Raw genomic sequence first — 23,188 nt, forward strand, 5'->3', positions numbered from 1 at the left:
GCGCTCAGGTACGGGTGATCGACACCCCACCCTCCACGCGCATCGCGCTGCCGGTAACGAAACTGCTCTCATCGCTGGCCAGGAACAACGCCGCATTGGCGATCTCTTCCGGCTCGGCGAGGCGCTTGAGCGCATGCAGCGAGCGCACGAAGTCGCGGGCATCGCCGGTCGGTGCCGCTTGCCGGCCCATCTCGGTATCGGTACCCCCGGGGAGCAGCACGTTGCTGCGCACGCCACGCGCCCCGTATTCGGCGGCGATCACCTGGCTCAGGCCGATCAGCCCGGCCTTGCTCGACGCATAGGCCGCCATGCCCGGGAATCCCACGGTATGGCCGACGAAGGTGCCGACGAACACCAGCGAGCCACCGCCGCGTGCCAGCAATGCCGGCAACTGCGCGCGTGCGGCGTGGAAGGCGGCATCGAGATTGGTGGCCATCACTTCGCGCCAGGCGTCCGCCGGGAACTCCGCCGCCGGCACGCCCGGGCCGAGCATGCCGGCATTGTTGAGCGCGATGTCCAGGCCACCGAAGGACTGCTGGGCCCGATCGACCAGCGCCTGCGCCGTGCCCGGGTCGGCCACGTCGGCGGCATGCACCACCACTTCGCCACCGGCGGCGCGAATCTGCTCGGCCAGCGCCTGCAGCGGCTCCAGCCGCCGCGCGTTGAGCACCAGTTTTGCGCCTTCGGCGGCAAAGCGCAGCGCGCTGGCGCGGCCAATGCCGGCGCTGGCACCGGTGATGAGAGCGATCTTGTTGTTCAGGCGCATGCTGGCGGTACCGGTTGTGAAGTGGCCGCCACGATGCCAAGCCTTCGGCCCGTCAACACTCCGTTTCCGGGCCTCACAGATGAGTGCAGGAAACGGAGTTTTCGCAGGGTCGGCACATGCCAGAATCCGGCCATGGACAGTACCGCCACCACCGCCCTCGATGCCCGCGTCGAACGCGTCTGCCGCCACCTTCAGACCAGCCTCGACGAACCCTCGCTACAGGAGCTGGCCGACATCGCCGGCTGCAGCCCGACGCGCCTGCATCGCCTGTTCAAGCAGGCGACCGGGCTGACCCCCAAGCAGTACGCCGCCGCGCTGCGCGCCGACCGCCTGCGCACCGGCCTGGAACACCAGGAGCGCATCACCGATGCCTTCCACGATGCTGGCTTCGGCTCCAGCGGACGCTTCTACGAAAACGCACCGAAGTTGCTGGGCATGACGCCCAAGCAATGGCGCGCAGGTGGCCGCGGCGAAGTCATCCACTTCGCCATCGCCGAAAGTTCACTGGGCAGCGTGCTGGTGGCCAGCAGCGAGACCGGCGTGGTCGCGATCCTGCTCGGCGACGATCCGGAGACGCTGTTGCAGTCGCTGCAGCAGCGCTTCCGCCAGGCCGAACTGGTCGGCGCCGACAGCGGCTATGAACAACTGGTAGCGCAGGTGGTGGGCCTGGTCGAGGATCCCACGCGGGGCACCAGCCTGCCGCTGGACATCCGCGGCACCGCGTTCCAGCAGCGGGTGTGGCAGGCACTGCAGCAGATTCCGCGCGGGCACACTGCCTCGTATGCCGATATCGCCGCGCGCATCGGCGCGCCGCGATCAAGCCGCGCGGTGGCACGCGCCTGTGCAAGCAATCCGCTGGCCGTGGCCGTGCCCTGCCACCGCGTGGTGCGCCGCGATGGCGACTTGTCCGGCTATGCGTGGGGCGTAGCGCGCAAGCGCGAACTGCTGCGCCGGGAAAAGGCCTCGACTGCCTGACGTGGGTGCCGACCTTGGTCGGCACACCGCCAGGCCCTCAATCCAGCTTCACCACCAGCTTGCCGAAGTTGTGCCCCTTCAGCAGCCCGAAGAACGCCTCCGGCGCCTTCTCCAGCCCTTCCACCACATCCTCGCGGTACTGGATGCGGCCTTCGCGCAGCCACTGCGGCATCTCGCGTTCGAAGTCCGGCCACAGGTGGTTGAAGTCGTGCACGATGAAACCACGCACGATCAGGCGCTGGCGCAGGATCTGGCTGAACAGTGCCGGCAACCGGTCCGGGCCAGGCTGCTCGACGCCGCGCTCGTTGTAGGTGGCGATGGTGCCGCACACCGGAATGCGGGCGAAGTCGTTGAGCAGCGGCAGCACTGCATCCAGCACATGGCCACCGACATTCTCGAAGTACACGTCGATGCCCGCAGGCACCGCCGCGCGCAGCTGGGCGGCGAAATCAGCGGCGCGATGATCCAGCGCCACGTCCACGCCCAGCGTCTGCAGATAGGCACGTTTGGCCTCGCCACCGGCGATGGCGACCACGCGCGCGCCCTGCAGCTTGGCCAGCTGGGCCACGGTCGCGCCCACCGGCCCGGTCGCGGCAGCCACCACCAGCGTCTCGCCCGGCTTCAGGCGTGCGATTTCATGCAGGCTGGAATAGGCGGTGAAACCCGGCATGCCATACACGCCCAGCGCCGCACTGAGCGGCAGCCCGGCCGGATCCAGACGGCGCCCCAGCGCCTTGGCCGGCAGCACCGCGTGGGTCTGCCAGCCCCCCGGCGCCAGCACCAGCTCGCCCGCGGTTACGTCCTCGGCCTTGGATTGCAGCACCTCGGCCACGGTCTGGCCTTCCATCACCGCCCCGACCGCCACCGGCGCGGCATACGACGGGCCCTCGTCCATGCGTCCTCGCATGTACGGGTCCAACGAAAGGTAGCGGTTGCGCAGCAGCACGTCGCCATCGGCCAGTGCCGGCAGCGCAACCTGTTCCAGGCGGAAATTGGCTGCACTCGGCGCCCCCTGCGGACGCGACGCCAGCACGATGCGGGAGGTAGTAGAGGAATCGGACATGGTCGGGTCTCTGCTGTTGCCAGCGTCGGGAAAGGACTGCCGACACTACGCCGCAGCCATCCCCGATGGCGGCCACGAAAACAGCGTTCCATTGCCCGGACCGGCGCGGGTCCAGCGCAGCCCTTGCCCTTGCAGCTTTGGCGATCGCGGCGACCTGCTGATTTCCACCGCAGACGATGATCGACTGGTCACGCCCCGCCCACGACGGAGGATCAAGCACTTGCGAGCGCGCAGACGGCAATGTGAAGAAATCTTGGCAAAACGCTTGCCGAAGGCAGCCGACCTCCGTAATATACGCGTCCTTGGCAGCGACCTCGCTGCAACGAAACATGTGGCCGAGTAGCTCAGTTGGTAGAGCAGGGGATTGAAAATCCCCGTGTCGGCGGTTCGATTCCGTCTTCGGCCACCACTTTCGAAGGCCTGCAGAAATGCGGGTCTTTTTTTTCCGGAAACCGCATTCACCGCGGTCGCCACACAATTTGGCCGAGTAGCTCAGTTGGTAGAGCAGGGGATTGAAAATCCCCGTGTCGGCGGTTCGATTCCGTCTTCGGCCACCATCTTCAGAGACCTGCAGAAATGCAGGTCTTTTTTTGTTCGCGCTTCGCGCAAGCGGCGGCCACCGCCGCCCGGTTGACGAAACATTTACACCGGCATGCGCGGCGGCACCTACGCTCCAGACTCCTGCCTGGAGCCTGCCGATGCCTCTGCGCCCCGCCCTGCTCGCCTGCCTGCTGCTGGCCGCCTTCCCGGTGATCGCCGCCGAACCGGTGCGCGCGGTCGAAACGCTGGACATCGACCGCTACGCAGGCCAATGGCACGAAATCGCGCACCTGCCGGTGTCGTTCCAGAAGCAGTGCGTGGGCGAGATCACTGCCAACTACGGGCTGCGCCGCGACGGCCGCATCAGCGTCACCAATGCCTGCCGCAATGGCGAGGGCGAACGCGTGGTCGCCGAAGGCGTGGCACGCCTGGTGGCCGGACACCCCGGCCAACTGCAGGTGCGCTTCGTGCCCGACTGGCTGAGCTGGGTCCCCCTGGTCTGGGCCGACTACTGGGTGCTGGCGCTGGACCCCGACTATCAGTGGGCGCTGGTTGGTGAACCGGACCGCAAGTACCTGTGGATCCTCTCGCGGCTGCCGGAAATGGATCGCGCCCGGTTCGAACAGTTGAAAGCCAAGGCCGAGGCCATGGGCTACGACCTCGGCCCGCTGCGGCTGATGGCACCGTTGCGCGATACGCCCGCCGACTGAACCGCCCCGCATCGGGCGCATTCCGCGCGCCCGATCCAGCGTTGCGCACGCCCGGCCGCCATCTTCACGCGCTACCCTCTGCGACGGGTCGCCACAGGCGATCCACAAAACCATACGCCGTAGTATGCTTACCCCAACGCACCCCCTCCAGAGGACTTGCGCCCATGCTCCACCGTTTCCGTACCGCCTTGATCGTCCTGTGCACCCTCGCCCTTGTTGCCTGCAACAACGGCATCGTCAAGCGTGTTTCGGAACCGGCAGCCAGCCTGCAGCAGCTGACCGTACGTGCCGACGGCAACTGGACCGTGGCCCTGCGCCTGCAGAACTTCAGCTCGATGCCGATGACCTTCGATGACGTCGCGCTGGCGCTGACCGTCGGCGACAACGACGCTGGCACCCTGCAGGTCAAGCCCGGCATCTCCATCGGCGGCACCTCCGCCGACGTCATCAATGTCGACCTCGTGCCCAGCTCGGCCGCGCGCCTGGTGGTGGCCGACGCGCTGGCCAGCAACCGCACCCTGGCCTATGGCCTGAAGGGAACGGTGGCGGCCACACCGCAGGAAAAGAAGCAGCGCAGCTTCGACATCAGCAGCCGCAGCACCCTCAACCAGGCCCCCGGCCTGCCCGGCGTGCTGCGCTGAACCCGCCTTTCGTCGCGGCGCCCGGCGCCGCTCTCCCCCTGCCCTGATCAAATCGAGACGTACCGATGAGCAGCTACACCGCCCCGCTTTCCGACCTCCGTTTCGCCCTGCACGACGTGCTCAAGGTCGAACCCCTGTTCGCCCGCCTGGGCTTCACCGACGCCACCGCCGACGTGGTCGATGCCGTGCTGGAAGAAGCCGGCCGCTTCAGCGCCACCGTGCTGGCCCCGCTCAACAGCGTCGGCGACGAGATCGGCTGCGTGCTCGACCAGGCCACCGGTGAAGTGACCACCCCGCCCGGCTTCAAGCAGGCCTACGACCAGTTCGTCGATGGCGGCTGGACCGGCCTGACCGCCTCGCCGGAGCTGGGCGGCCAGGGCCTGCCGCACACCCTGGGCGTGCCGCTCAACGAAATGATCAACGCCGCCAACCTGGCATGGGGTAACTTCCCGCTGCTCTCGCATGGCGCCATCGAAGCGCTGAAGCAGCACGGCGAGGCCTGGCAGCACGAGGCTTTCCTCAAGCCGCTGATCGAAGGCCGCTGGACCGGCACCATGTGCCTGACCGAACCGCACTGCGGCACCGACCTGGGCCTGCTCAAGACCAAGGCCGAGCCGAACGCCGATGGCAGCTATTCGATCACCGGCACCAAGATCTTCATCACCGCCGGCGAGCATGACCTGACCGGCAACATCGTGCACCTGGTGCTGGCCAAGCTGCCCGACGCCCCTCCGGGCGCCAAGGGCATCTCGCTGTTCGTCACCCCGAAGTTCAAGGTCGACCGCGAGGGCAACGTCGGCGAGCGCAACGCACTACGCTGCGGCTCGATCGAGCACAAGATGGGCATCAAGGGGTCGGTCACCTGCGTGATGAACTTCGATGGTGCGCAGGGCTACCTCGTCGGCCAGCCGCACAAGGGCCTGCAGGCGATGTTCACCATGATGAACACCGCGCGCCTGGGCGTCGGCCTGCAGGGCATCGGCCTGTCCGAGCGCGCCTACCAGAACGCACTGAAGTACAGCCGTGAGCGCCTGCAGTCGCGCGCCCTGAGCGGCGCCAAGTTCCCGGACAAGCCGGCCGACCCGATCCTGGTCCACCCGGATGTGCGCCGCATGCTGCTGACGGTGAAGTCGCTGGTCGAAGGCAGCCGCCTGCTGGCGCTGCACGCGGCCACCCTGATCGACGTCGCCCACCACGCCGAGGATGCCGCCGAGCGCGAGCGCGCCGACACCCTGGTGAGCTTCCTGACCCCGATCTCCAAGGCCTGCCAGACCGAATGGGGCATCGAGAACACCTACAACGCCCTGCAGTGCTTCGGTGGCCACGGCTACATCCGCGAACACGGCATGGAACAGCTGGCCCGCGATGCACGCATCACCACGCTGTATGAAGGCACCACCGGCATCCAGGCGCTGGACCTGATCGGCCGCAAGACCGCGTCCAGCCAGGGCGCCGGCCTGAAGCTGATGCTGGCCGAGATCGAAGCCTTCGCCAAGGAACACGAGGGCAACGAAGCGCTGGCCGAGTTCATCGGCCCGCTGCGCGCCAAGGCCGCCGAATGGGGCAAGCTGACCCTGGACGTGCTGCAGCGCGCGGCCGCCAACCCCGACGAACTGGGCGCGGCCAGCTACGACTACCTGTTCTATTCGGGTTACGTGGTACTGGCCTACTGGTGGGCCCGCAGCGTGGCCGCCGCCGACGCCAGCGCGCACGGCGCCGCCTTCGCCCAGGGCAAGCGCGAGACCGCACGGTTCTACTTCGCCCGCGTGCTGCCGCGCACGCTCAGCCACGCCGCCGCGATCCAGGCCGGCGCCGCCCCGCTGATGGCCATGGACGACGAGCGCTTCGGCGCCTGAGCCGGGCTGCGCCCGGCACCCGCGGTAGTGCCGGCCGCTGGCCGGCAACCGCAACAGCAACAGCTGCATCCCGATGAATGGCTGGGCGGCGTGGGCTGGCAGGACACGCCGTAAACCCATCCATGGGGGCTCGATGGCGCCATCCATGGCGCCAACGGTCCTGCCACCCCACACCGCCCGGGCCTCTGACAGGTTCACTCGGCTGATGGCAGGTGTCGACCTTGGTCGACACGGCAGATCCACGCCACGCGTGGATGGAAACCACCGGGATCTCTCTGGAGAAGAGCCCCCCTTTGTTAAGGGGGGCGCGCCAACGGCGCGGGGGCTAGGAGGGATGCGTGGGCATCCCAACCCGCCGACGGCGGGCTGGGATGCCGAATGCGCGGACCTGAATCATTGCGATTTGGGTATCGCCCTCCAGGCGATACCCAAATCGCAATGATTCAGGTATAAGCTGTTCTCCCGATGGAGACAGACACTACACGCTTGGGTCTGATCGAAGCCGGAGCTCCGTTTTCTGCTCCGGGCGCCGAAGCATCGCCCAACGCCACGACGCTGCATCGCCCCGGTTCGGTCCGGCTGCTCTCGCTTGATGCCCACGGACGCGTACTGGACTGGATCACCTGGCAGGACGCGGCGTGCCTCTACGCACGCGAAGCGGTGGCCTGGACGCTCGGCGACCCCTGCCTGCACATCCATGGCGGCACCAACCGCTTCAGCGGACTGCAGAGCGGCATGGACCTGCACCCGATCATCGCCGCCCGCGGCCACGCCCGCTCGCGCGCAATCGACCCGACGCCGAACCTGACCAACCAGGCCCTGTTCGCCCGCGACGCCCATCTGTGCATGTACTGCGGCCAGCAGTTCAGCCGCCCCACGCTCACCCGCGACCACGTCATGCCGCTGTCCAAGGGCGGCCTGGACTGCTGGGAAAACGTGGTCACCGCCTGCTTCCACTGCAATTCGCGCAAGAGCGACCGTACCCCGCAGCAGGCCGGCATGCCCCTGCTGGCGGTGCCCTACCGGCCCAGCTGGATCGAGCACCTGATCCTGTCCAACCGCAACATCCTGGCCGACCAGATGGCCTTCCTGAAGGCGCAATTGCCCAAGCGGTCGAAACTGAGCACCTGAACGCCCGAAAATGCAACCCTCACCGTCCTGTCACGGGCGGCGGCGTTTGCTTGCCCCACCCCCGTTTGAGGGCGAAAATGGGCGTTCAGAAAAAGTGCGAACATGATGATCGACTCTGCCCGCTATCCCCGCCTCGCGCGCATCCAGACGCCGGATGACCTGCGCACGTTCGACGAATCCGAATTGAGGGCGGTTGCTGACGAACTGCGCGCCTACCTCATCGAATCGGTGGGCAAGAGCGGCGGCCACTTCGCCGCCGGCCTGGGCGTGATCGAGCTCACCGTGGCCCTTCACTACCTGTACCAGACGCCGCACGACCAGCTGGTCTGGGACGTCGGCCATCAGACCTACCCGCACAAGATCCTCACCGGCCGCCGCGACGAGATCCACACCGTCAAGCAGAAGGACGGCGTCGCGCCGTTCCCGAAGCGCGAAGAAAGTGAGTACGACACCTTCGGCGTCGGCCACTCCTCGACCTCGATCTCGGCCGCACTCGGCATGGCCATCGCCCGCCAGTCCGAAGGCGACGACCGCAAGGTCGTGGCGGTGATCGGCGACGGCGCGATGACCGCCGGCATGGCGTTCGAAGCGCTGATGCATGCCGGCGGCATGGAGCCGGAACCGAACCTGCTGGTGATCCTCAACGACAACAACATGTCGATCTCCGAGGCCGTGGGCGGCCTGACCAAGATGCTGGGACGCGCCACCGGCAGCCGCACGCTCAACGCACTGCGCGAAGGCGGCAAGAAGATCCTCGGTGACAAGAAGAACAACCCGGCGCGCTTCGTGAAGCGCTGGGAAGAACACTGGAAGGGCATGTTCGTGCCCTCCACGATGTTCGAGGAAATGGGCTTCCACTACACCGGCCCGATCGACGGCCACGACATGCCTGCCCTGCTGTCCACGCTGAAGACGCTGCGCGCCTCCAAGGGCCCGAAGCTGCTGCATGTGATGACCACCAAGGGCAAGGGCTACGAGCCGGCCGAAGGCGACCAGATCGGTTACCACGCCGTGGGCCCGTTCGATCCGGACAAGGGCCTGGTGGCCAAAGCCGGGGCCAAGAAGCCGACCTATACCGATGTATTCAGCGACTGGCTGTGTGATGCCGCCGCCGCCGAGCCGCGCCTGTACGGCATCACCCCGGCAATGCGCGAAGGCTCAGGCCTGGTGCGCTTCAGCAAGGAATACCCGCAGCGCTACTTCGACGTGGCGATCGCCGAGCAGCACGCGGTCACCCTCGCCGCCGGCATGGCCACCCAGGGTGGCAAGCCGGTGGTGGCGATCTATTCCACCTTCCTGCAGCGCGCGTACGACCAGCTGGTGCACGACGTGGCGATCCAGGACCTGGACGTGCTGTTTGCGATCGATCGCGCCGGCGTGGTCGGCCCGGACGGCGCAACCCACGCCGGCAACCTCGACCTGAGCTTCCTGCGCTGCGTGCCGAACCTGGTGGTGATGGCACCGTCCAATGAAGCCGAGTGCCGGCAGATGCTCAGCACCGGCCTGCAGCACCCGGGCCCGGCCGCCGTACGCTACCCGCGTGGCACCGGCACCGGCGTTGCGGCCGGTACCGACCTGTCGACCCTGCCGATCGGAAAGGGCGAGCTGCGCCTGCAGGGCAGCCGCATCGCCCTGCTCGCCTTCGGCAGCACCGTGGCCGCCGCTGAGCAGGTCGGCCGCGAACTGGGCCTGAGCGTGGTCAACATGCGCTTCATCAAGCCACTGGATCGCGAGCTGGTGCTGGCCATGGCCGCCCAGCACGAGGGCTTGGTCACGATCGAAGACAACGTGGTGGCCGGTGGCGCCGGTTCCGGCGTCGGTGAACTGCTCAATGCCGAAGGCGTGCTGCGTCCGATCCTGCACCTGGGCCTGCCCGACAGCTATCAGCACCACGCCAGCCGCGAGGACCTGCTGGCCGAAGCCGGCATCGACGCGGCCGGCATCCGCGCTGCTGTGCTCAAGCGCTGGCCGCAGCTGGCCGCAGGTATCCCGCCGCTCAGCGCGGCAGGCTGAGGCCGATCGCCACCCGGTAGATTCACACAGGGCGCAATGGGCGCGGACAGAGTCCGCACCCTTCAGGCTCGAAACGCGTAGATCCACGCCATGCGTGGATGGCGGAACTCCGCAGGCCTGCCTCGGCAGGCACCCGCCCTCAGCCGTAACTGACCGCTTCGACGAATGCGCCGCTGGCTTCCACGCGCACGGCCGCACGCTGACCGGTGTCGACAAAGTGCAGGCGGGCCAGGGTCTCGGCGAAGTCATAGGCACGGGCGCCATCGCGGAACTCGATCGGCTCCGGCCGGTCCGGATGCAGCACGCGCCACTGGCGCTGTTCGCATTGCAGGCGGATCAACATGCAGCTCACTCCTTGAGGCAGCGTATCGATGGCGGCGCGATGCCCATGCCGGCTACGGCACACGGCATCGCTGGGATTCAGGGCACGCAACGTGCCCTGATCGCAGACAATACGGCGTTCAAAATGTGAGCTGTATCAGATTATTCTGATTTTCACGGGACAGAGCGCGGAATGCTCAGTTCACCTGGAACTGCGCCCGGCAGCCATCGCTGACCCAGATGCCACGGCGATCCCAGCCCCAGCTCTGGCCTTCGATACAGGCGCTGCGCGAGTCCTGGCGGATCAGGCGTACACCCCGGCGGATGCGGGCATCGCAGTACTCCTGGCGATGACCATTGGAGTGGCAGGTGACGACATCGCCGCCGCCCCACCCATTGCCATTACCCCAGCCACCGCCATTGCCGCCCCAGCCGCCACCGCGGCGGTACTCACCCACGAATTCGGCACGGCACCCCTGTGTGACCCAGACGCCATTGCGCGACTGGCCCCAGGTTTCGCCTTCCACACAGGGCGAACCGGACAGCTGGCGGATCAACCGCGCGCGGCCGTCCAGGCGGCACTCATTGCTGCGGTTCTTGACCGACTCGCAGCGCACGATGCCACTGCCATCGCGGCCGCCATAGCGGTCGTCGTCATAGCCGTAGCCATAGCTCTGCGCCTGGGCGCCACCGGCAGCCGCCAGCATCGGCAACAGGGTGCAGGCCAGGGTGCGCCAGGTGAGTGCCTTGCCCATCGAGATCTCCAGATGAATACGATGGCGCAAGCATCCGGGATTCACGGCCCGCCGCACAGAGGGGGGCGCAACGGCAGTTTTTCCCCATTCAAACAACGCAACCGGACCTGACTGGACCGCTGTGAGCTCATGGGCTCCCGTTTGCTGCCCCACTGGCCATGCCACCGGCATTGCCCAGGCGTTCCTCGAACGCATAGGCGAACAGCTCGGCATCATTGCTGATGCCCAGTTTCCTCATCGCCGAAATGCGTTGCCGGCTGATGGTACTGACGGTGCGCCGCAGCTGCCCGGCGATCTCTGTGATCGAAGGCCCCGACACATACAGCCGCAGAACTTCCAGCTCCTTGGGCGACAACACCGAAAGCGATCGCTCGCGCCCACCCTCCTGCAGGCAGTGCGCCAACTGGGGGTCCAGGTAGATCCCCCCGCTCAACACGGTATCGACCGCCTTGCGGGTGCCATCCACGCAACTGCACTTCCACACCAGTCCGCGCACACCGGTACGCATGGCCATGTTCAAGGTGGTGGCATTGGTGACCATCGTGACCAGGATCACCGGCACCTTGGGGTAATTGCGACTCAACGCCTGCAGCATCGCCTGGCCGTCCGAGCGGCCGACATCCGGCATCGAAAAATCAGTCACCACCAGATCCACCGGCTCTTCGGCCAGGATGGCCAGCAGGCTTTCTGCACATCGCGCCTCCGCCACCACGCGATGGTGCCCACCGGCCTCGATCACGATGCGCGTGCCAAGCAGGACCAGTGGATGATCATCCGCGATGGCAATTCGAGTGAGCATGCTGATTACCCGTCAATAGTCACGCCGCAGTGCGCAGTGGAGACGCTAGTAATCATTCCAGGTTACGTCAACTTAATAATCGCTCGCTGCAATTGATTTCATCGAAGCATAAACATCCGGCCAATTCCATTTGTTGCAGAGAGCATCAAAAACACGAATGGCACTGCAGCTTTCCCAATAGTTTCATTCCAGAAAGCCAGGAGGACCGCTTACAAAGTCACCTCCGATCACTCGCTGCCCTGGACATCCCATGGTCCGTTTCCGTCGTCAACCGTTTGAGGATCTGCAAGAGCCCTTTGAAGCAGAGCCACTGGCGCCGGCCGCATTGCCAACTGCCGCATTGCCGTTCGTACAGCAGTTGCGCCTGCACCTGGCAAGCGATGGCGCGCTGCCACGGCGTTCGGCCCATGCCGCGATCATTCATGACGGGGCCACCGTGTGCTGGCTGGACGCCAGGAACGACCGGATGATGACCACCGCACCCGCGCCGATCACGCTGACACTGCTGCAGAGACTACTGGGCGACGCAGACCCTCGGCTGAGCCTGGTACCGGTGACACAGGAGGTCTTCGTGCAGCGTGCAACGGTGTGCAGCAATGTTCCGCTGCGCTTGACGCTATGGAACGTTGCCCTGGTCACGGACGGCCGCGGCGTGCCGATCCCGCCCCTGCAGGACGGCACGAAGTTGCGCCTCCGGCGTTGGCCAGACTTCCGCATCCTCGCCCATCGTCCCGACCACTTCCGACTGTGCGCGCTGCTGATCAAGCAGGGCGCGTCCGTGCGGGCATGCTGCGACATCCTCGATCTGCCACGCCAAATCGTGCAGTCGTTCTTCAACGCAGCGTTCCTCACCGCCTATGCCTTTCCCGTTGTGGGCGAGGACGCACCCGTGCGCTCCTCGCCCGCCGACGGCCTCGTCAATCTGTGGCGACAACTTCGCATCCGCTGGAGTGCATGACCGTGCGTGAGCACAAGATCGTAGTGATGGGCCCACTCGGCGCGGGCAAGTCCACCCTCGTGCAGACCCTGACCCGGGGCACGGCCGTGGTGACGGAAGCCCGCAATACCGACCCTACCGTGGGCAAGCAATACACCACCGTGGCGATGGACTATGGCGACATCGACCTGCCAGGCGGCGACCGCCTGCGCCTGTACGGATCGCCGGGGCAGGAACGCTTCTCCTACATCTGGCCGATCCTGCTGGCCGGTGCAGAAGGTGCCATCGTCCTGATCGATGGCAGCGCCAGCGTGGGCGCCACGCTGGCCGGGCGGCATCTGAGAGCCATCGCCGACAGCGCACCGGGCCTGCCCGTGGTCATCGGCTTCACCCGATGCGGCAGCACCGATGATCCGGTACAGCCGCACTGGCAGGACTGGTTGCAGGACCATGCGCCACACCTGCCGGCATTGCCGCTGGACCCACGCGACATGGCACAGGCCGTCATTGCGATGGACCTGCTGATGAGCCAGATCGAATGCAACGCCATGGCGGCCACCCATGAATGACATCGGCCACACTTCGGCACTCGACGCGCTGGTACACGATGTCACCGGTATCCAGGCGCTCGTCGTTGCCAGCACTGATGGTTTCGCACTGGCCCAGGCCGGCCCGAAGAGTCATGTCGCCGATCGCCTGGCCGCGATGACCAGCTCGATGCTCGGCCTGGCCAGTGCGCTGGGTCGCGAACTGCACTTCGGCGAACTCGACACACTCATCCTCGATGCCGCCAACGGCAAGGTACTGATGCTCGCCATTCCAGGAAATCAACCGCGCCTGCTGATGACCGCATGCGACCACAGCTGCGTCATCGGCAACGTGCTGTGGCATGCCAAGCAGTGCGTGCGCGCATTGGCCAACACCCCGACCTGATACATGCCCCTCTCAGTACTCAGACGCCTCTTCACCCCCTCACACCCGCAACGGACCACTGAAATGAATATCGCCATCAACAAATGCCTGGACACGCTCATGCAGATCAACGGCGCGCAAGCCGTCGCCCTGGTCGACTTCGAAAGCGGCATGCTGCTGGGTGACGCCGGCTCGGGCGTGGACATGGAACTGGCGGCAGCCGGAAACACCGAGGTGCTGCGCGCCAAGATGAAGACGGCCGAAGCGCTGAACCTCAACGACAACATCGAAGACGTGCTGATCACTCTGGGTCGGGCGTACCACGTGCTGCGCCCGGTGTCGGCCAAGAAGGGCCTGTTCTTCTATGTGGTACTGGACCGGCAGAAGGCCAACCTTGCCCTCGCCCGGCGCATCGTACTGGACGTGGAAAGTTCGCTGGCGCTGTAACGCGAGGCAACGATAGACAGGGGATCGGAATGCCGGGGCTGCTCTGGGGAGAGCGGCCCCGGCCTGCAGTTGCGCCGCGCGCCCTTCTCAACCGCAGGAGCTGCCGTCCATGCGCCCTCGATCAACCACCCAGGCGACACATCACCCGCGGCACTACCGACGATGGACTTTGGTCAGCATCGTCGCCGGACTGACAGCCATCTACGCACTACTGCTGTGTGCGCCCCGCCTGGATGACGATGCCAGCCGAACCCGGCTTCGCGATGCGGCCAACGTGCTGGGCGGCGCCATCGCCGCCGTGGAAAACAGCTACGCCGAAGGTGATCTCACCGTGACCGACCCGCACCTCGGCCTGCCTGCCAGCGCCGCACACTGCGCGCGCCTGCGTGCATCGCTGCCCGATACCGGCCGCGCAGTGCTGACCTGTGATCTACACCAGGAGGGCAGCGTGCGATGGCGGCGAACCCCTGCGGGCGAATGGAGATGCACTGCAAGCACGGCCGATGTGCATGCAGTGCCGACGCCGTGCCCCACGGAGCTACGGCGTACTTTCTGATTAATTGCAAAACAATCGTGCAGTTACTCAACAGGTTCGACTTTACCAGTTCTTGAATATACCCACTGCTGCACACGTGATTTTCTATGGCTGCGCCGCGAATGATCGCTTCGTGGCCGAACCCAGGAAACCGCCATGTCACAGAGGATTATCATGAATACCGTACCCGGCCCGACACCCCGCGCAGGCACAGGCCCATCCCGGCAGAAGGGTTTTTCCCTTGTTGAGCTCATGGTGGTGGTGGCGATCATCGGGATTCTCGCGATGATTGCCCTGCCGCAGTATCAGCGGTTCTCGGCCAAGGCAAAGCTGGCTGGCGCGCTCGCGGAGGTCGCCGGCGGGAAAGTTGGCGTCGAATCCCTATTGGCTGAGGGCAGCGATATCACAACGCCTGCATCGATTGGCCTGCCCGAGACCAGTTCCCGCTGCGATGCGATTGCGGTAACGACCGATGTCACCAACGGAGCTACGAGCATCAACTGCGAGCTCAAGAACGACGCTGCAATCGGCAGTGGCAACCTGACCTTGGATCGCGACTCGGAGGGCGTCTGGCTCTGCAGGAGCGACATCTCGGACCAGAGCCTGCTTCCCCAGGGCTGCCAGGCCTGATCACGGGCGCATGCCACTGCGCGGACTGCTCAACCTGCCCACAGTCGCATGCGCCTTTCCATTGCGTGCGCCATCCACGATTCAACGTTGATTTCCTGATGCAGGAACCGATGAAAAAGAAAATATCAAAGGCTGGCTGCGGATCGAATCACGCACACCACCAGCGCGGATTCTCTCTGATCGAACTCATGGTGGTCCTGGCCATCATCATGATTCTCTCGCTGATCGCAGTCCCGCAATACAAGAAGTTCTCTACCCGATCCAAGCTGGCGGCGGCCCTGGCCGAACTGGCCGGCGGGAAGGCGGGAGTAGAGGCGTGGCTGGCCGAACGGGGTGATCTCTATGGCTCAGACAACCGCAAGCTGGGACTACCGGAGAGCAGTGAGCGCTGTGAAACCATCGCAACACGTATTCGTGCGGATGGCGGCCTCGAGATCGATTGCCTGCTGCGATTCGACACTGGCTACAACGTGGGGACATGGCGAAACAACCTGGTGCTGATCAGGGACTCGGGCAGCCATGAATGGCGCTGCTGGACTGCCATCCCCTATTACGACCTCCTGCCCAAAGGCTGTGGCCCCGACAATCCGTAGCCTGCATGCACACACTTCAAGCTGTTGACGCTTCGCCACTCCATTCAGGCAGCGGCGCCTGCGAAAGCCGGTCAGCCCCGGCCCCCACCCTCGTCATCGCCGATGCAAATCCCTGGGTCCGACGCGAACTGATACACAGCGCCCTCCCCTACCTGGGCGGTAAAGCCCTCGGCGAAGCACGCTCGCCCGCAGAGGTCCTGACCCAGATCGCCAGCCCGCGATGCAAGGCACTGATCATCGATCCCTGCATGCCGACTGTGGGCCAGGTCGACGGCATGCCACTGCTGCGCCGCATCTGCTGCCTGCGCAGGGATCTGCTCATCCTCGTCCTGGCCCAACAACCCTTGCGCGTATTGCAGGATCGCGCCCTGCCGGCGCAGATCGGTCATGTCTATGCCAAGACGGTCAATCCATCGTGGCTGAGCCATTTCGTAAGCCAGGCAGTGCGCGAGGGATCATCTGGCGTTACGCCACCGGCGCAGGATTCAGCCCGATAGCCGGCCCGGAGGCAATCGCCAACGCCTCGAAGTGCACGGCATCCACGCTGCTGCCCAGCGCCTCCACGCGCACCGTGCTGCGCTGGCCGGTCCGGCGATGGTGGGCGCTGGCCCGGCCAACCGCGGCGTCGAACGCTGCGGCGCCGGTGTTGAATGCTTCGGCCAGGCCCGCAGCGGGGTCCAACAGGGACCACTGCGCGGCACTGCACTTGACGGTAATGACCATGGGAGGCTCCTTGTGGGAAAAGGCGCAGGGCGCTTGCCCTTCTGCTGATGACGTCACCCTAGCCAGCCCATCAGGGTGGTCCCATCAGATAAGTACGAAAAACCCGCGCCAGTGCGTCAGAACCCCACCCTCGTCACATCCCTGAGCCCGTTTAGCCCGTTCATTTCGTGATCCTTGTCACGGAGTCAGCCTGACTTCACACTATCGTCATCAACAGGGGCCCCTTCCACATGCGCACCTTCTTCTCACAGCAGCGCTGGACGTTGCTGAAGTTCTATTTCGTGGCCAGCTATCTGATCCTGATCGAAGAGCTGGTCCGCGCCGCCGTGCACTGAGCGCTTGCCGCTAGTTTATTTGCGACACAAACTGTCGCTTTAGGCACGGAGCCCGCCCGATGAAAGCGCTATTTCTGATTCCCGCCCTGCTGGTGCTGTCCGCCTGTGCCAGCCCGGACAAGGCGGCGACCGCGCGTGCCGATGCCAACGCGACGTCGACGGCCACGCCCGTGGTGGGTGGTGATCGCGATGCGCATGGCTGCATCGGTTCAGCCGGCTACCAGTGGTGCGAGCACAGCCAGCGCTGCGAGCGTCCCTGGGAGCTGGCACAGGCACAGGGCCTGGCCAACACCGCCGAGGCCATCGACGCGTACTGCGCCACGCCGGCCAGCCCGGCGCGCAAGTGAGCACGCTCCGTCATGGCTGAATTGAGTCCCCTGCCCGACCTCGCCCGTGGCCGGTATCGCCACTTCAAGGGCGGCGAGTACGAAGTAATCGACATCGTCCGCAGCAGCGAGACACTGGAACCGCTGGTGCTGTACCGCGCCCTGTATGGCGAAGGCGGCCTGTGGGTGCGCCCCTACCCGATGTTCATCGAACAGGTGCCCGGCGAGCACGGCCCACAGCCCCGCTTCGCACGCGTCGACGGTTGAATCCACGCTGCCGGCCCGGGTCGGCAGCCACGGCGCGGTGGCAGGCCTGCGCTACAATCGTACCGTCCAGTCGGTTTCTTCCCGCCCATGTCCGCATCCCCTTCCCGTTCGCGCCCCAAGGCGCCCGACAGCGTGCGCCAGTCATTGCTGCAGGCCACCATCACAGTGATCGGCCAGCATGGACTGGCGGCACTGACCGTACAGGATGTCGCGCGCGCGGCCGGGGTCAGCAAAGGCGCGTTGTTCCACCATTTCAGCAGCAAGCAGGTGCTGGTCGATGAAGCCATCGCCACACTCATCGCCGACTTCGAAGCGCAGGTGCGCGGCCTGATGGAAGGCAGCCCCCGCCATGGCTGCTTCAGCCGCGCCTACGTACGAGCCAACTTCGATCACCTGCTGCAGCAGGAGCGGGACAACGACATCGGCCTGACCCTGGGCAACATGCTCGAACCCGCCCTGCTTGCCCAGTGGGGCGCATGGCTGCGACGCATGCTGGCTGAATTCCCTGATGAAGCCTCCGACCCGCGCCTGTATGCAGCGCGCTGCGTGGCCGACGGCTACTGGGCCACCGCCTACGGTCGTCCGCTGGATGAAGAAGAACGCCTCAATGCACTGGCCATGGCCGAGCAGGCCCTCAAGCTGTGCGACCCGCAGTGACCCGGAGCCCGCGATGAACCCCTATATCTACTTGGCTGCGGCCATCGTGCTGGAAGTGATTGCCACGTCGCTGCTGAAAGCCTCAGACGGCATGAGCCGGCTGTGGCCGACACTTGGCGCACTGGTCGGCTACGGACTGTGCTTCTACCTGCTGTCGGTGACCATGAAATCGATACCGACCGGCATTGCCTACGCCATCTGGTCCGGCGTCGGCATCGTGCTGATCTCGCTGATCGGCCTGGTGGTGTTCAAGCAGCGCCTGGATGCACCGGCGCTGATCGGCATCGGCCTGATCTGTGCCGGCGTGCTGGTGATCAACCTGTTCTCGCGCAGCAGCGCGCACTGAACCCGCTGCCGCGCGACAGGCGCTAGCTGACCTTCTTGGCCACGCTCATGCCGATCAGGAACAGCACCACGGCGATGATGATGCCGGCCCAGAACAGGAACTTGGCGATGCCCACGGCGGCACCGGCAATGCCGCCGAAGCCCAGCACGCCCGCGATGATGCCGATGATGGCAAAGATGATGGCCCACTTGATCATGTCAGTCCTTTCCCCGCAGGGAATGCAAACGGTGTGATCAGGCTAGGTCGCCGCCGATGCGGCAGTCGTGAACAGGCCGCGTGCGCGGCGTGAATCAGCGCGGCCGGAAGCGCAGCAGGGCCACTGCGAAGGCCAGGAACACGCTCCCCACCAGCCGCTCGAACCAGCGCCGTGCGAAGGGTTTGGCCAACCAACGGCGCAGGCCATGGCCACCGGCGGCATACATCACGTACCAGAACAGTTCGCACGTCGCGAAGGTCGCTACCAGCACGCTGTACTGCACGGCCTGGCTGCGCGACGGGTCGACGAACTGCGGCAGGAACGCTGCCGCGAACAACAACAACTTGGGGTTGCTCAGGCCAACCCACAGGCCGCCGCGGAACACCGTCCCCGCGCCGTGCACCGGCGCCAGCACGACCTCTGCATCGTTGGTCACCGGCGGTGCCGGCCGGGTGCTGTCACGCCACGCCTTGATGCCCAGCCAGGCCAGGTAGGCCACGCCGAGATAGCGCAGCACCTCGAACAGCATCGGCGAAGAATGCAGCAATGCGCTCAGGCCCGCAGCGGATGCGGCCAGCACCAGCAGCATCGCCAGCAGGCAGCCGGCCATCGCCGGCACGCTGCCACGAAACCCCAGCCCGACGCTGCGGCCAAGGATATGCAGCATGTTCGGCCCGGGCGTCCCGCACAGCACGAAGACCGTGGCCAGGAACCACCACCAGGTATGCAAGGCCATGCCGGTTTCCACTTCAGAAGACGGCACCAGCATAGGGCACCCATGCAGGATGCGGCACATACAGCGTGCGGTGGATGCGACGGTTACAGATGCCGGCGCCCGTGCACGGCATCACCATGGTCTTCTGTGCTGCAATGGTCCCCTCTGGCATGGAGCAGTGCATGAAGACCCTCGGCCTGATCGGCGGCATGAGCTGGGAAAGCTCGGCGCAGTACTACCGGCTCATCAACGAGGCGGTGCGGCATCGCCTCGGTGGAGCGCACTCGGCGCAACTGCTGCTGTGGTCGGTCGATTTCGCCCCGATCAAGCAGTTGCAGCATGACGGCGACTGGGATGCGCTGGGCGACCATATGGCCGACGCCGCACGACGCCTGCAGGCCGGTGGCGCCGAGCTGCTGGTGATCTGCACCAACACCATGCACACGCTGGCCAGTCGGATCGAAGCCGAGTGCCCGCTGCCTCTGCTGCATATCGCCGACCCGACCGCCGCTGCGATCCTCCAGGCTGGCATCCGCAAGGTGGGGCTGCTCGGCACTGCCTTCACCATGGAGCAGGCGTTCTACCGCGACCGGCTGCAGGAGCGTTTCGGGCTGCAGGTACTGGTTCCGGAGGCCGATGATCGCCGTAGCGTGCACGACATCATCTACCAGGAGCTGATCGCCGGCGTGGTCAGTGAACACTCGCGGCAGGTCTATGCAGGCGTGATCGCGCGCCTGGTCGCGCGCGGTGCCGAGGCCATCATCCTCGGTTGTACCGAGATCATGCTGCTGGTGCGCCCCGAAGACAGTGCGGTGCCGCTGTTCGACACCACCACCCTGCACGCGCTTGCGGCGGTGGACGCAGCGCTGGCCTGACCCTGCGCGCGGTCAGCCCTCGCCCTGCACTTCCAGTGCGGTGATCAGCCAATCGACCACCGCCTGTGAATCACACAGGAAGAAGATGGCATCGCCCGAACGCGCTTCGGTCAGCAGCCGATAGACGGTGATCGCCACCGCCGACTGGTTGGCGATGAACACTTCCGGGCTGCGCGGCCCCTCGCTGTGGCCGGCCACGGCATGCAGCGCCTTGCGCGCAGCCACGGTGGCGGCGGGGTCTGCGCTGCGGGTCAGTTCCGGCCCGCGCAGGCCCCACGCAATGAACACATGCTTGCCCTTGAACGTGGTGTCCAGGACACGCACCTGCCCGGCCTCTGCGCCAGCCGAGCGATGAATGACGGTACTGCTGATCAACGCAACCCCCTGTGGTCGTCGTGGTCCGCGCATCCTCCTCCACAAGCCGGCTGCACGCCAGTGACGGCAACCACAGGCGGTGCCGGCAAGCGTGGGAGACATGTAAGAAGGTGTAAGCCGATGCGATCGGATGTGCAGCGATGATAAGGGATGTAAGGCCCTGCATGGGCCCGTGCGCACTACTAAATCCCCACTGAGCCAGCGCCGGAACGATCCGTTCCGACAGCCTCGGGCTGGTCCATTCTTGCGGCCCGTTCCCCTGCCGAGGCTCTCCATGACCCATCGCCTGCTGCTGCCGATCGCCGCCTCTTCCCTGGCCCTGCTGCTGGCCGCCACCACGGTGGCCGCCCAGGATTACGACAGCGATCACATTCCGCCGCTGCGCTGCGAGTCGCAGTTCAACAAGACCCAGCAGTGCCCGATCGAAGGCCGCATGCGCCTGGCCAGGCAGCTGTCGGTCACCCGCTGCGTCGAGGACAGGAACTGGGGCCAGAGCCGCCGCATGCTCTGGGTCACCGACGGCTGTCGCGCCGAGTTCGTGGCCGACGAACATGGACGCGGCCGCTGGCCGGGGCGCGGCCGGGATGGTGACCGCGACGACGACGGCGAGCGCCTGGTCTGCGAGTCCTACGAGCAGAAGGACAAGGAATGCCGCATCCGCGTGCGTCGCGAGGTGCGCCTGGTCAAGCAGAAATCGGTGACCCCCTGCATCGAGGACCGCAACTGGGGCTGGGACCGACGCGGCGTGTGGGTCAGCGATGGCTGCCGTGCAGAGTTCCGTGTGTATTGACTGCCGTCCACACGCTGGCTGCGGCGGATCGGCAGGCACGGCCGAGGTGATCGATAGACTGGGCGCACCCACCCCAGGAGCCTTCGATGGTGCCGCCCGATCCCTCCGCGACAATGCTGCACATCCGCAAGGCAATGCTCGCCGATGTTCCCGCGTTGATCGCACTCGACAGCGCTGCGGCCCGTGATCCGCAACGCGCACGGCAGATCAGCGACTGGCAGGCCAGCGGTGGCATGCACGTGGCAGAACGCGCCGGCCAGCTGGCCGGTTACCTGGTCATCCATCGTCACTTCTTCGGCGAAGCCTTCGTCGAGATGCTGATGGTGGCGCGCGAACATCGCAGCCAGGGCGTCGGCGCCGCCCTGCTGCGCCATGCCATCGCGCTGCAGGGCCAGGGCAAGCTGTTCACTTCGACCAATGCCTCCAATGCCGGTATGCAACGCCTGCTCGCCGCCTCGGGCTTCATCGACAGCGGCATCGTGCATGGCCTGGACGAAGGCGATCCGGAGCTGATCTACCGCTTTGCCGGCAGCTGATCCAGATACGTAGTTACCTTGGCGTCCAGCAGGTCCATCAACAGCGGATCCATGCAGCGATAGTCGTCGGGGATGTCCAGGCAATGCAGGCGCTTGTGTTCCAGCAGGCGCGCGTACGCGGCCTGCAGGCGATGCTGGTGCTTGGCCTCCATCACGAAGATGACATCGGCCCAGCGGATGTCCGCCGGGCCGATGGGGCGTCGCGCATGCGGGCTGGTGCCGGCCGACAGCGCGGCGAAGCCGGGCCGCCGTCGCCACATGGCTTCGGCGGTCGGGCTGCGCAGCTGGTTGCGGCTGCAGACGAACAGCAGGTTGATCATTCCTGTTCCTGCAGTTGGCGGGCGCTGAGCACCGGATAGGTGAAGCCCAGCTGGCGTGCACGCGCGAGCTTGGCATCGCGCGTATACAGCAGCTTCCAGTTCTTTTCGGGCTTGTAGCTGTAGGCGGTCGTGGCGCGGTCGCCACCGCGGTTGCGGGCCTGGCTGCGACGCCAGGCACGGTTTCTTGCAGATTCCATGATGTGTTCTCGTAAGTACCGGGTTCAGCAGCCGCGGTAGTACGAGTGGCGCGCAGCATACACCGCACGCACAAAAAAGCCCACGCATCGCTGCGCAGGCTTCTTGATTCATCACAGTGGTCGGGACGGCCGGATTCGAACCGACGACCCTCTGCCCCCCAGGCAGATGCGCTACCAGGCTGCGCTACGCCCCGACTGATGCTGCGATGTGCCCGCCAGTGCGGCGGGCCGTGAAGTATAGCGGATTACGATGGAAATGGGATCAGCGGCGCAGCAACTGCAGCACTTCTTCCAGCTCCATGCGCACCTGCTTGATGATCTGGTTGCTCAGTGCCGATTCCTCGCGGGCATCGGGACCGTCCAGACGCAGGCGTGCACCACCGATGGTATAGCCCTGTTCGTACAGCAGGCTGCGGATCTGCCGCACCATCAGCACGTCGTGGCGCTGGTAGTAGCGGCGGTTGCCTCGGCGCTTGGCCGGCTCAAGGCTGGGAAACTCGGTTTCCCAGTAGCGCAGCACGTGCGGCTTGACGTCGCACAGCTCGCTGACCTCACCGATGGTGAAGTAGCGCTTGGCCGGGATCGGCGGTAGTTCGCGGTTACTGCCCGGATCCAGCATAAGCTTCCACCCTCTCCTTGAGCTTCTGGCCCGGACGGAAGGTGACCACCGTACGGGCGGAAATCGGAATTTCCTCGCCGGTCTTGGGGTTGCGACCCGGGCGCTGGTTCTTGCGCCGCAGATCGAAATTACCGAAGCCCGACAGCTTCACCTGACGTCCCTGTTCCAATGCTTCACGCAGCACATCGAAAAACGCGTCGACGAATTCCTTGGCTTCCCGCTTGTTCAGACCGACTTCGTCGAACAGCTTTTCCGCCATCTCCGCCTTGGTCAATGCCATTGCCTGC

Annotated in this window: 34 protein-coding genes and 3 tRNA genes; 22 read left to right on the plus strand and 15 right to left on the minus strand. The window is 65.7% G+C overall.

Annotated elements, in window-relative coordinates; translation table 11 throughout:
- Positions 1-4: 4 nt before the first annotated feature.
- Entirely contained in the window at positions 5-766 is a 762-nt protein-coding gene (locus ACUZUJ_RS15325; RefSeq protein ID WP_101765831.1) for an SDR family oxidoreductase, read from the minus strand.
- Positions 767-898: 132 nt separating this feature from the next.
- Here ACUZUJ_RS15325 and ACUZUJ_RS15330 point away from each other — a divergent pair, with 132 nt between their 5' ends.
- The gene (locus ACUZUJ_RS15330) at positions 899-1,741 is read left to right on the plus strand and encodes a bifunctional transcriptional activator/DNA repair enzyme AdaA (protein WP_101765832.1); all 843 of its coding nucleotides are present in this window, start codon (positions 899-901) and stop codon (positions 1,739-1,741) included.
- A 37-nt stretch (positions 1,742-1,778) separates the two neighbouring features.
- Here ACUZUJ_RS15330 and curA read toward each other — a convergent pair whose 3' ends face one another.
- Positions 1,779-2,804: an NADPH-dependent curcumin/dihydrocurcumin reductase gene (curA, locus tag ACUZUJ_RS15335; RefSeq protein WP_101765833.1), complete on the minus strand. Its 1,026-nt coding sequence runs from the start codon at positions 2,802-2,804 to the stop codon at positions 1,779-1,781.
- A gap of 333 nt (positions 2,805-3,137) precedes the next feature.
- On the opposite strand from curA, the gene ACUZUJ_RS15340 reads away from it, so the two are divergent.
- The 7 genes from ACUZUJ_RS15340 (at position 3,138) to dxs (ending at position 9,695) form a co-directional block, all read left to right on the plus strand.
- A tRNA-Phe gene (locus ACUZUJ_RS15340) sits at positions 3,138-3,213 on the plus strand.
- A 72-nt stretch (positions 3,214-3,285) separates the two neighbouring features.
- Positions 3,286-3,361: transfer RNA gene (locus tag ACUZUJ_RS15345), tRNA-Phe, on the plus strand.
- 141 nt (positions 3,362-3,502) lie between these two features.
- Positions 3,503-4,054, plus strand: a complete 552-nt coding sequence (locus ACUZUJ_RS15350; RefSeq protein ID WP_101765834.1) for a lipocalin family protein — start codon at positions 3,503-3,505, stop codon at positions 4,052-4,054.
- A 164-nt stretch (positions 4,055-4,218) separates the two neighbouring features.
- Positions 4,219-4,695: an LEA/WHy family protein gene (locus ACUZUJ_RS15355; protein ID WP_101765835.1), complete on the plus strand. Its 477-nt coding sequence runs from the start codon at positions 4,219-4,221 to the stop codon at positions 4,693-4,695.
- A 65-nt stretch (positions 4,696-4,760) separates the two neighbouring features.
- Positions 4,761-6,551, plus strand: coding sequence for an acyl-CoA dehydrogenase C-terminal domain-containing protein (locus tag ACUZUJ_RS15360; protein ID WP_099551910.1), 1,791 nt, complete (start codon positions 4,761-4,763; stop codon positions 6,549-6,551).
- 465 nt (positions 6,552-7,016) lie between these two features.
- Positions 7,017-7,682 (plus strand): HNH endonuclease, encoded by a 666-nt coding sequence (locus ACUZUJ_RS15365; protein ID WP_032956174.1) that lies wholly within the window; start codon positions 7,017-7,019, stop codon positions 7,680-7,682.
- A 105-nt stretch (positions 7,683-7,787) separates the two neighbouring features.
- Complete coding sequence (gene dxs / locus ACUZUJ_RS15370) at positions 7,788-9,695, plus strand: 1-deoxy-D-xylulose-5-phosphate synthase (protein WP_101766429.1); 1,908 nt, start codon at positions 7,788-7,790, stop codon at positions 9,693-9,695.
- A gap of 139 nt (positions 9,696-9,834) precedes the next feature.
- On the opposite strand, the gene ACUZUJ_RS15375 is transcribed toward dxs, so the two are convergent.
- From ACUZUJ_RS15375 to ACUZUJ_RS15385, 3 genes are all read right to left on the minus strand, one after another.
- Positions 9,835-10,038: a hypothetical protein gene (locus tag ACUZUJ_RS15375; RefSeq protein WP_005417823.1), complete on the minus strand. Its 204-nt coding sequence runs from the start codon at positions 10,036-10,038 to the stop codon at positions 9,835-9,837.
- Between the two features lie 175 nt (positions 10,039-10,213).
- Positions 10,214-10,771 (minus strand): DUF3011 domain-containing protein, encoded by a 558-nt coding sequence (locus tag ACUZUJ_RS15380; RefSeq protein ID WP_005417825.1) that lies wholly within the window; start codon positions 10,769-10,771, stop codon positions 10,214-10,216.
- A 127-nt stretch (positions 10,772-10,898) separates the two neighbouring features.
- The gene (locus ACUZUJ_RS15385; RefSeq protein WP_101765836.1) at positions 10,899-11,570 is read right to left on the minus strand and encodes a response regulator; all 672 of its coding nucleotides are present in this window, start codon (positions 11,568-11,570) and stop codon (positions 10,899-10,901) included.
- Positions 11,571-11,820: 250 nt separating this feature from the next.
- Between ACUZUJ_RS15385 and ACUZUJ_RS15390 the strand changes: the two genes are divergently transcribed.
- From ACUZUJ_RS15390 to ACUZUJ_RS15420, 7 genes are all read left to right on the plus strand, one after another.
- Positions 11,821-12,528, plus strand: coding sequence for a hypothetical protein (locus tag ACUZUJ_RS15390; protein WP_101765837.1), 708 nt, complete (start codon positions 11,821-11,823; stop codon positions 12,526-12,528).
- The gene (locus ACUZUJ_RS15395; RefSeq protein WP_101765838.1) at positions 12,525-13,076 is read left to right on the plus strand and encodes a GTP-binding protein; all 552 of its coding nucleotides are present in this window, start codon (positions 12,525-12,527) and stop codon (positions 13,074-13,076) included. Before ACUZUJ_RS15390 ends, ACUZUJ_RS15395 begins: the two co-directional genes overlap by 4 nt.
- The gene (locus ACUZUJ_RS15400; RefSeq protein WP_101765839.1) at positions 13,069-13,440 is read left to right on the plus strand and encodes a roadblock/LC7 domain-containing protein; all 372 of its coding nucleotides are present in this window, start codon (positions 13,069-13,071) and stop codon (positions 13,438-13,440) included. The genes ACUZUJ_RS15395 and ACUZUJ_RS15400 overlap by 8 nt, the downstream gene beginning before the upstream one ends.
- 63 nt (positions 13,441-13,503) lie before the next feature.
- Positions 13,504-13,866, plus strand: a complete 363-nt coding sequence (locus tag ACUZUJ_RS15405; RefSeq protein WP_014037914.1) for a hypothetical protein — start codon at positions 13,504-13,506, stop codon at positions 13,864-13,866.
- Positions 13,867-14,035: 169 nt separating this feature from the next.
- Complete coding sequence (locus tag ACUZUJ_RS15410; protein ID WP_233490793.1) at positions 14,036-14,422, plus strand: pilin; 387 nt, start codon at positions 14,036-14,038, stop codon at positions 14,420-14,422.
- Between the two features lie 153 nt (positions 14,423-14,575).
- Positions 14,576-15,031 (plus strand): pilin, encoded by a 456-nt coding sequence (locus tag ACUZUJ_RS15415; protein ID WP_101766430.1) that lies wholly within the window; start codon positions 14,576-14,578, stop codon positions 15,029-15,031.
- Positions 15,032-15,129: 98 nt separating this feature from the next.
- Complete coding sequence (locus ACUZUJ_RS15420; RefSeq protein ID WP_119006557.1) at positions 15,130-15,624, plus strand: pilin; 495 nt, start codon at positions 15,130-15,132, stop codon at positions 15,622-15,624.
- Between the two features lie 71 nt (positions 15,625-15,695).
- On the opposite strand, the gene ACUZUJ_RS15425 is transcribed toward ACUZUJ_RS15420, so the two are convergent.
- Positions 15,696-16,013, minus strand: a complete 318-nt coding sequence (locus tag ACUZUJ_RS15425; protein WP_197621975.1) for a hypothetical protein — start codon at positions 16,011-16,013, stop codon at positions 15,696-15,698.
- 76 nt (positions 16,014-16,089) lie between these two features.
- Positions 16,090-16,347 (minus strand): hypothetical protein, encoded by a 258-nt coding sequence (locus ACUZUJ_RS15430; RefSeq protein WP_101765843.1) that lies wholly within the window; start codon positions 16,345-16,347, stop codon positions 16,090-16,092.
- A gap of 394 nt (positions 16,348-16,741) precedes the next feature.
- On the opposite strand from ACUZUJ_RS15430, the gene ACUZUJ_RS15435 reads away from it, so the two are divergent.
- The 4 genes from ACUZUJ_RS15435 (at position 16,742) to ACUZUJ_RS15450 (ending at position 18,278) form a co-directional block, all read left to right on the plus strand.
- Positions 16,742-17,029: a hypothetical protein gene (locus ACUZUJ_RS15435; RefSeq protein ID WP_101765844.1), complete on the plus strand. Its 288-nt coding sequence runs from the start codon at positions 16,742-16,744 to the stop codon at positions 17,027-17,029.
- 12 nt (positions 17,030-17,041) lie between these two features.
- The gene (locus ACUZUJ_RS15440) at positions 17,042-17,275 is read left to right on the plus strand and encodes a DUF1653 domain-containing protein (RefSeq protein WP_101765845.1); all 234 of its coding nucleotides are present in this window, start codon (positions 17,042-17,044) and stop codon (positions 17,273-17,275) included.
- 87 nt (positions 17,276-17,362) lie between these two features.
- The gene (locus ACUZUJ_RS15445; RefSeq protein ID WP_458220650.1) at positions 17,363-17,932 is read left to right on the plus strand and encodes a TetR/AcrR family transcriptional regulator; all 570 of its coding nucleotides are present in this window, start codon (positions 17,363-17,365) and stop codon (positions 17,930-17,932) included.
- Between the two features lie 13 nt (positions 17,933-17,945).
- Positions 17,946-18,278, plus strand: a complete 333-nt coding sequence (locus tag ACUZUJ_RS15450; protein WP_075677169.1) for an SMR family transporter — start codon at positions 17,946-17,948, stop codon at positions 18,276-18,278.
- Between the two features lie 22 nt (positions 18,279-18,300).
- Here the strand turns inward: ACUZUJ_RS15450 and ACUZUJ_RS15455 are convergent, their stop codons facing one another.
- Both ACUZUJ_RS15455 and ACUZUJ_RS15460 read right to left on the minus strand, forming a co-directional pair.
- On the minus strand, positions 18,301-18,474 hold the full coding sequence (locus tag ACUZUJ_RS15455) for a DUF1328 domain-containing protein (RefSeq protein ID WP_005417836.1): 174 nt from the start codon (positions 18,472-18,474) through the stop codon (positions 18,301-18,303).
- A 94-nt stretch (positions 18,475-18,568) separates the two neighbouring features.
- On the minus strand, positions 18,569-19,210 hold the full coding sequence (locus tag ACUZUJ_RS15460; protein ID WP_101766431.1) for a LysE family translocator: 642 nt from the start codon (positions 19,208-19,210) through the stop codon (positions 18,569-18,571).
- A gap of 161 nt (positions 19,211-19,371) precedes the next feature.
- Here ACUZUJ_RS15460 and ACUZUJ_RS15465 point away from each other — a divergent pair, with 161 nt between their 5' ends.
- Positions 19,372-20,064 carry an aspartate/glutamate racemase family protein gene (locus ACUZUJ_RS15465; RefSeq protein WP_458220651.1) on the plus strand — a complete coding sequence of 231 codons (693 nt, stop codon included), beginning with the start codon at positions 19,372-19,374 and terminating at the stop codon, positions 20,062-20,064.
- A gap of 12 nt (positions 20,065-20,076) precedes the next feature.
- Here ACUZUJ_RS15465 and ACUZUJ_RS15470 read toward each other — a convergent pair whose 3' ends face one another.
- Positions 20,077-20,472, minus strand: coding sequence for a hypothetical protein (locus tag ACUZUJ_RS15470; RefSeq protein ID WP_014037929.1), 396 nt, complete (start codon positions 20,470-20,472; stop codon positions 20,077-20,079).
- Between the two features lie 241 nt (positions 20,473-20,713).
- Here ACUZUJ_RS15470 and ACUZUJ_RS15475 point away from each other — a divergent pair, with 241 nt between their 5' ends.
- Both ACUZUJ_RS15475 and ACUZUJ_RS15480 read left to right on the plus strand, forming a co-directional pair.
- On the plus strand, positions 20,714-21,229 hold the full coding sequence (locus ACUZUJ_RS15475; protein WP_087923176.1) for a DUF3011 domain-containing protein: 516 nt from the start codon (positions 20,714-20,716) through the stop codon (positions 21,227-21,229).
- An 86-nt stretch (positions 21,230-21,315) separates the two neighbouring features.
- On the plus strand, positions 21,316-21,765 hold the full coding sequence (locus ACUZUJ_RS15480) for a GNAT family N-acetyltransferase (protein ID WP_182474389.1): 450 nt from the start codon (positions 21,316-21,318) through the stop codon (positions 21,763-21,765).
- On the opposite strand, the gene ACUZUJ_RS15485 is transcribed toward ACUZUJ_RS15480, so the two are convergent.
- From ACUZUJ_RS15485 to ACUZUJ_RS15505, 5 genes are all read right to left on the minus strand, one after another.
- Entirely contained in the window at positions 21,744-22,085 is a 342-nt protein-coding gene (locus ACUZUJ_RS15485; protein ID WP_049442387.1) for a low molecular weight protein tyrosine phosphatase family protein, read from the minus strand. The genes ACUZUJ_RS15480 and ACUZUJ_RS15485 overlap by 22 nt on opposite strands.
- The gene (locus ACUZUJ_RS15490) at positions 22,082-22,282 is read right to left on the minus strand and encodes a hypothetical protein (protein WP_014037933.1); all 201 of its coding nucleotides are present in this window, start codon (positions 22,280-22,282) and stop codon (positions 22,082-22,084) included. Before ACUZUJ_RS15490 ends, ACUZUJ_RS15485 begins: the two co-directional genes overlap by 4 nt.
- 117 nt (positions 22,283-22,399) lie before the next feature.
- Positions 22,400-22,476: transfer RNA gene (locus tag ACUZUJ_RS15495), tRNA-Pro, on the minus strand.
- A 68-nt stretch (positions 22,477-22,544) separates the two neighbouring features.
- A complete protein-coding gene (locus ACUZUJ_RS15500; protein WP_005410431.1) occupies positions 22,545-22,901 on the minus strand; it encodes a MerR family transcriptional regulator in 357 nt (118 codons plus the stop codon).
- Positions 22,882-23,181 (minus strand): integration host factor subunit alpha, encoded by a 300-nt coding sequence (locus tag ACUZUJ_RS15505; protein WP_005410432.1) that lies wholly within the window; start codon positions 23,179-23,181, stop codon positions 22,882-22,884. The genes ACUZUJ_RS15500 and ACUZUJ_RS15505 overlap by 20 nt, the downstream gene beginning before the upstream one ends.
- Between the last annotated feature and the right edge of the window lie 7 nt (positions 23,182-23,188).

This window comes from Stenotrophomonas sp. S4 (assembly GCF_054187805.2).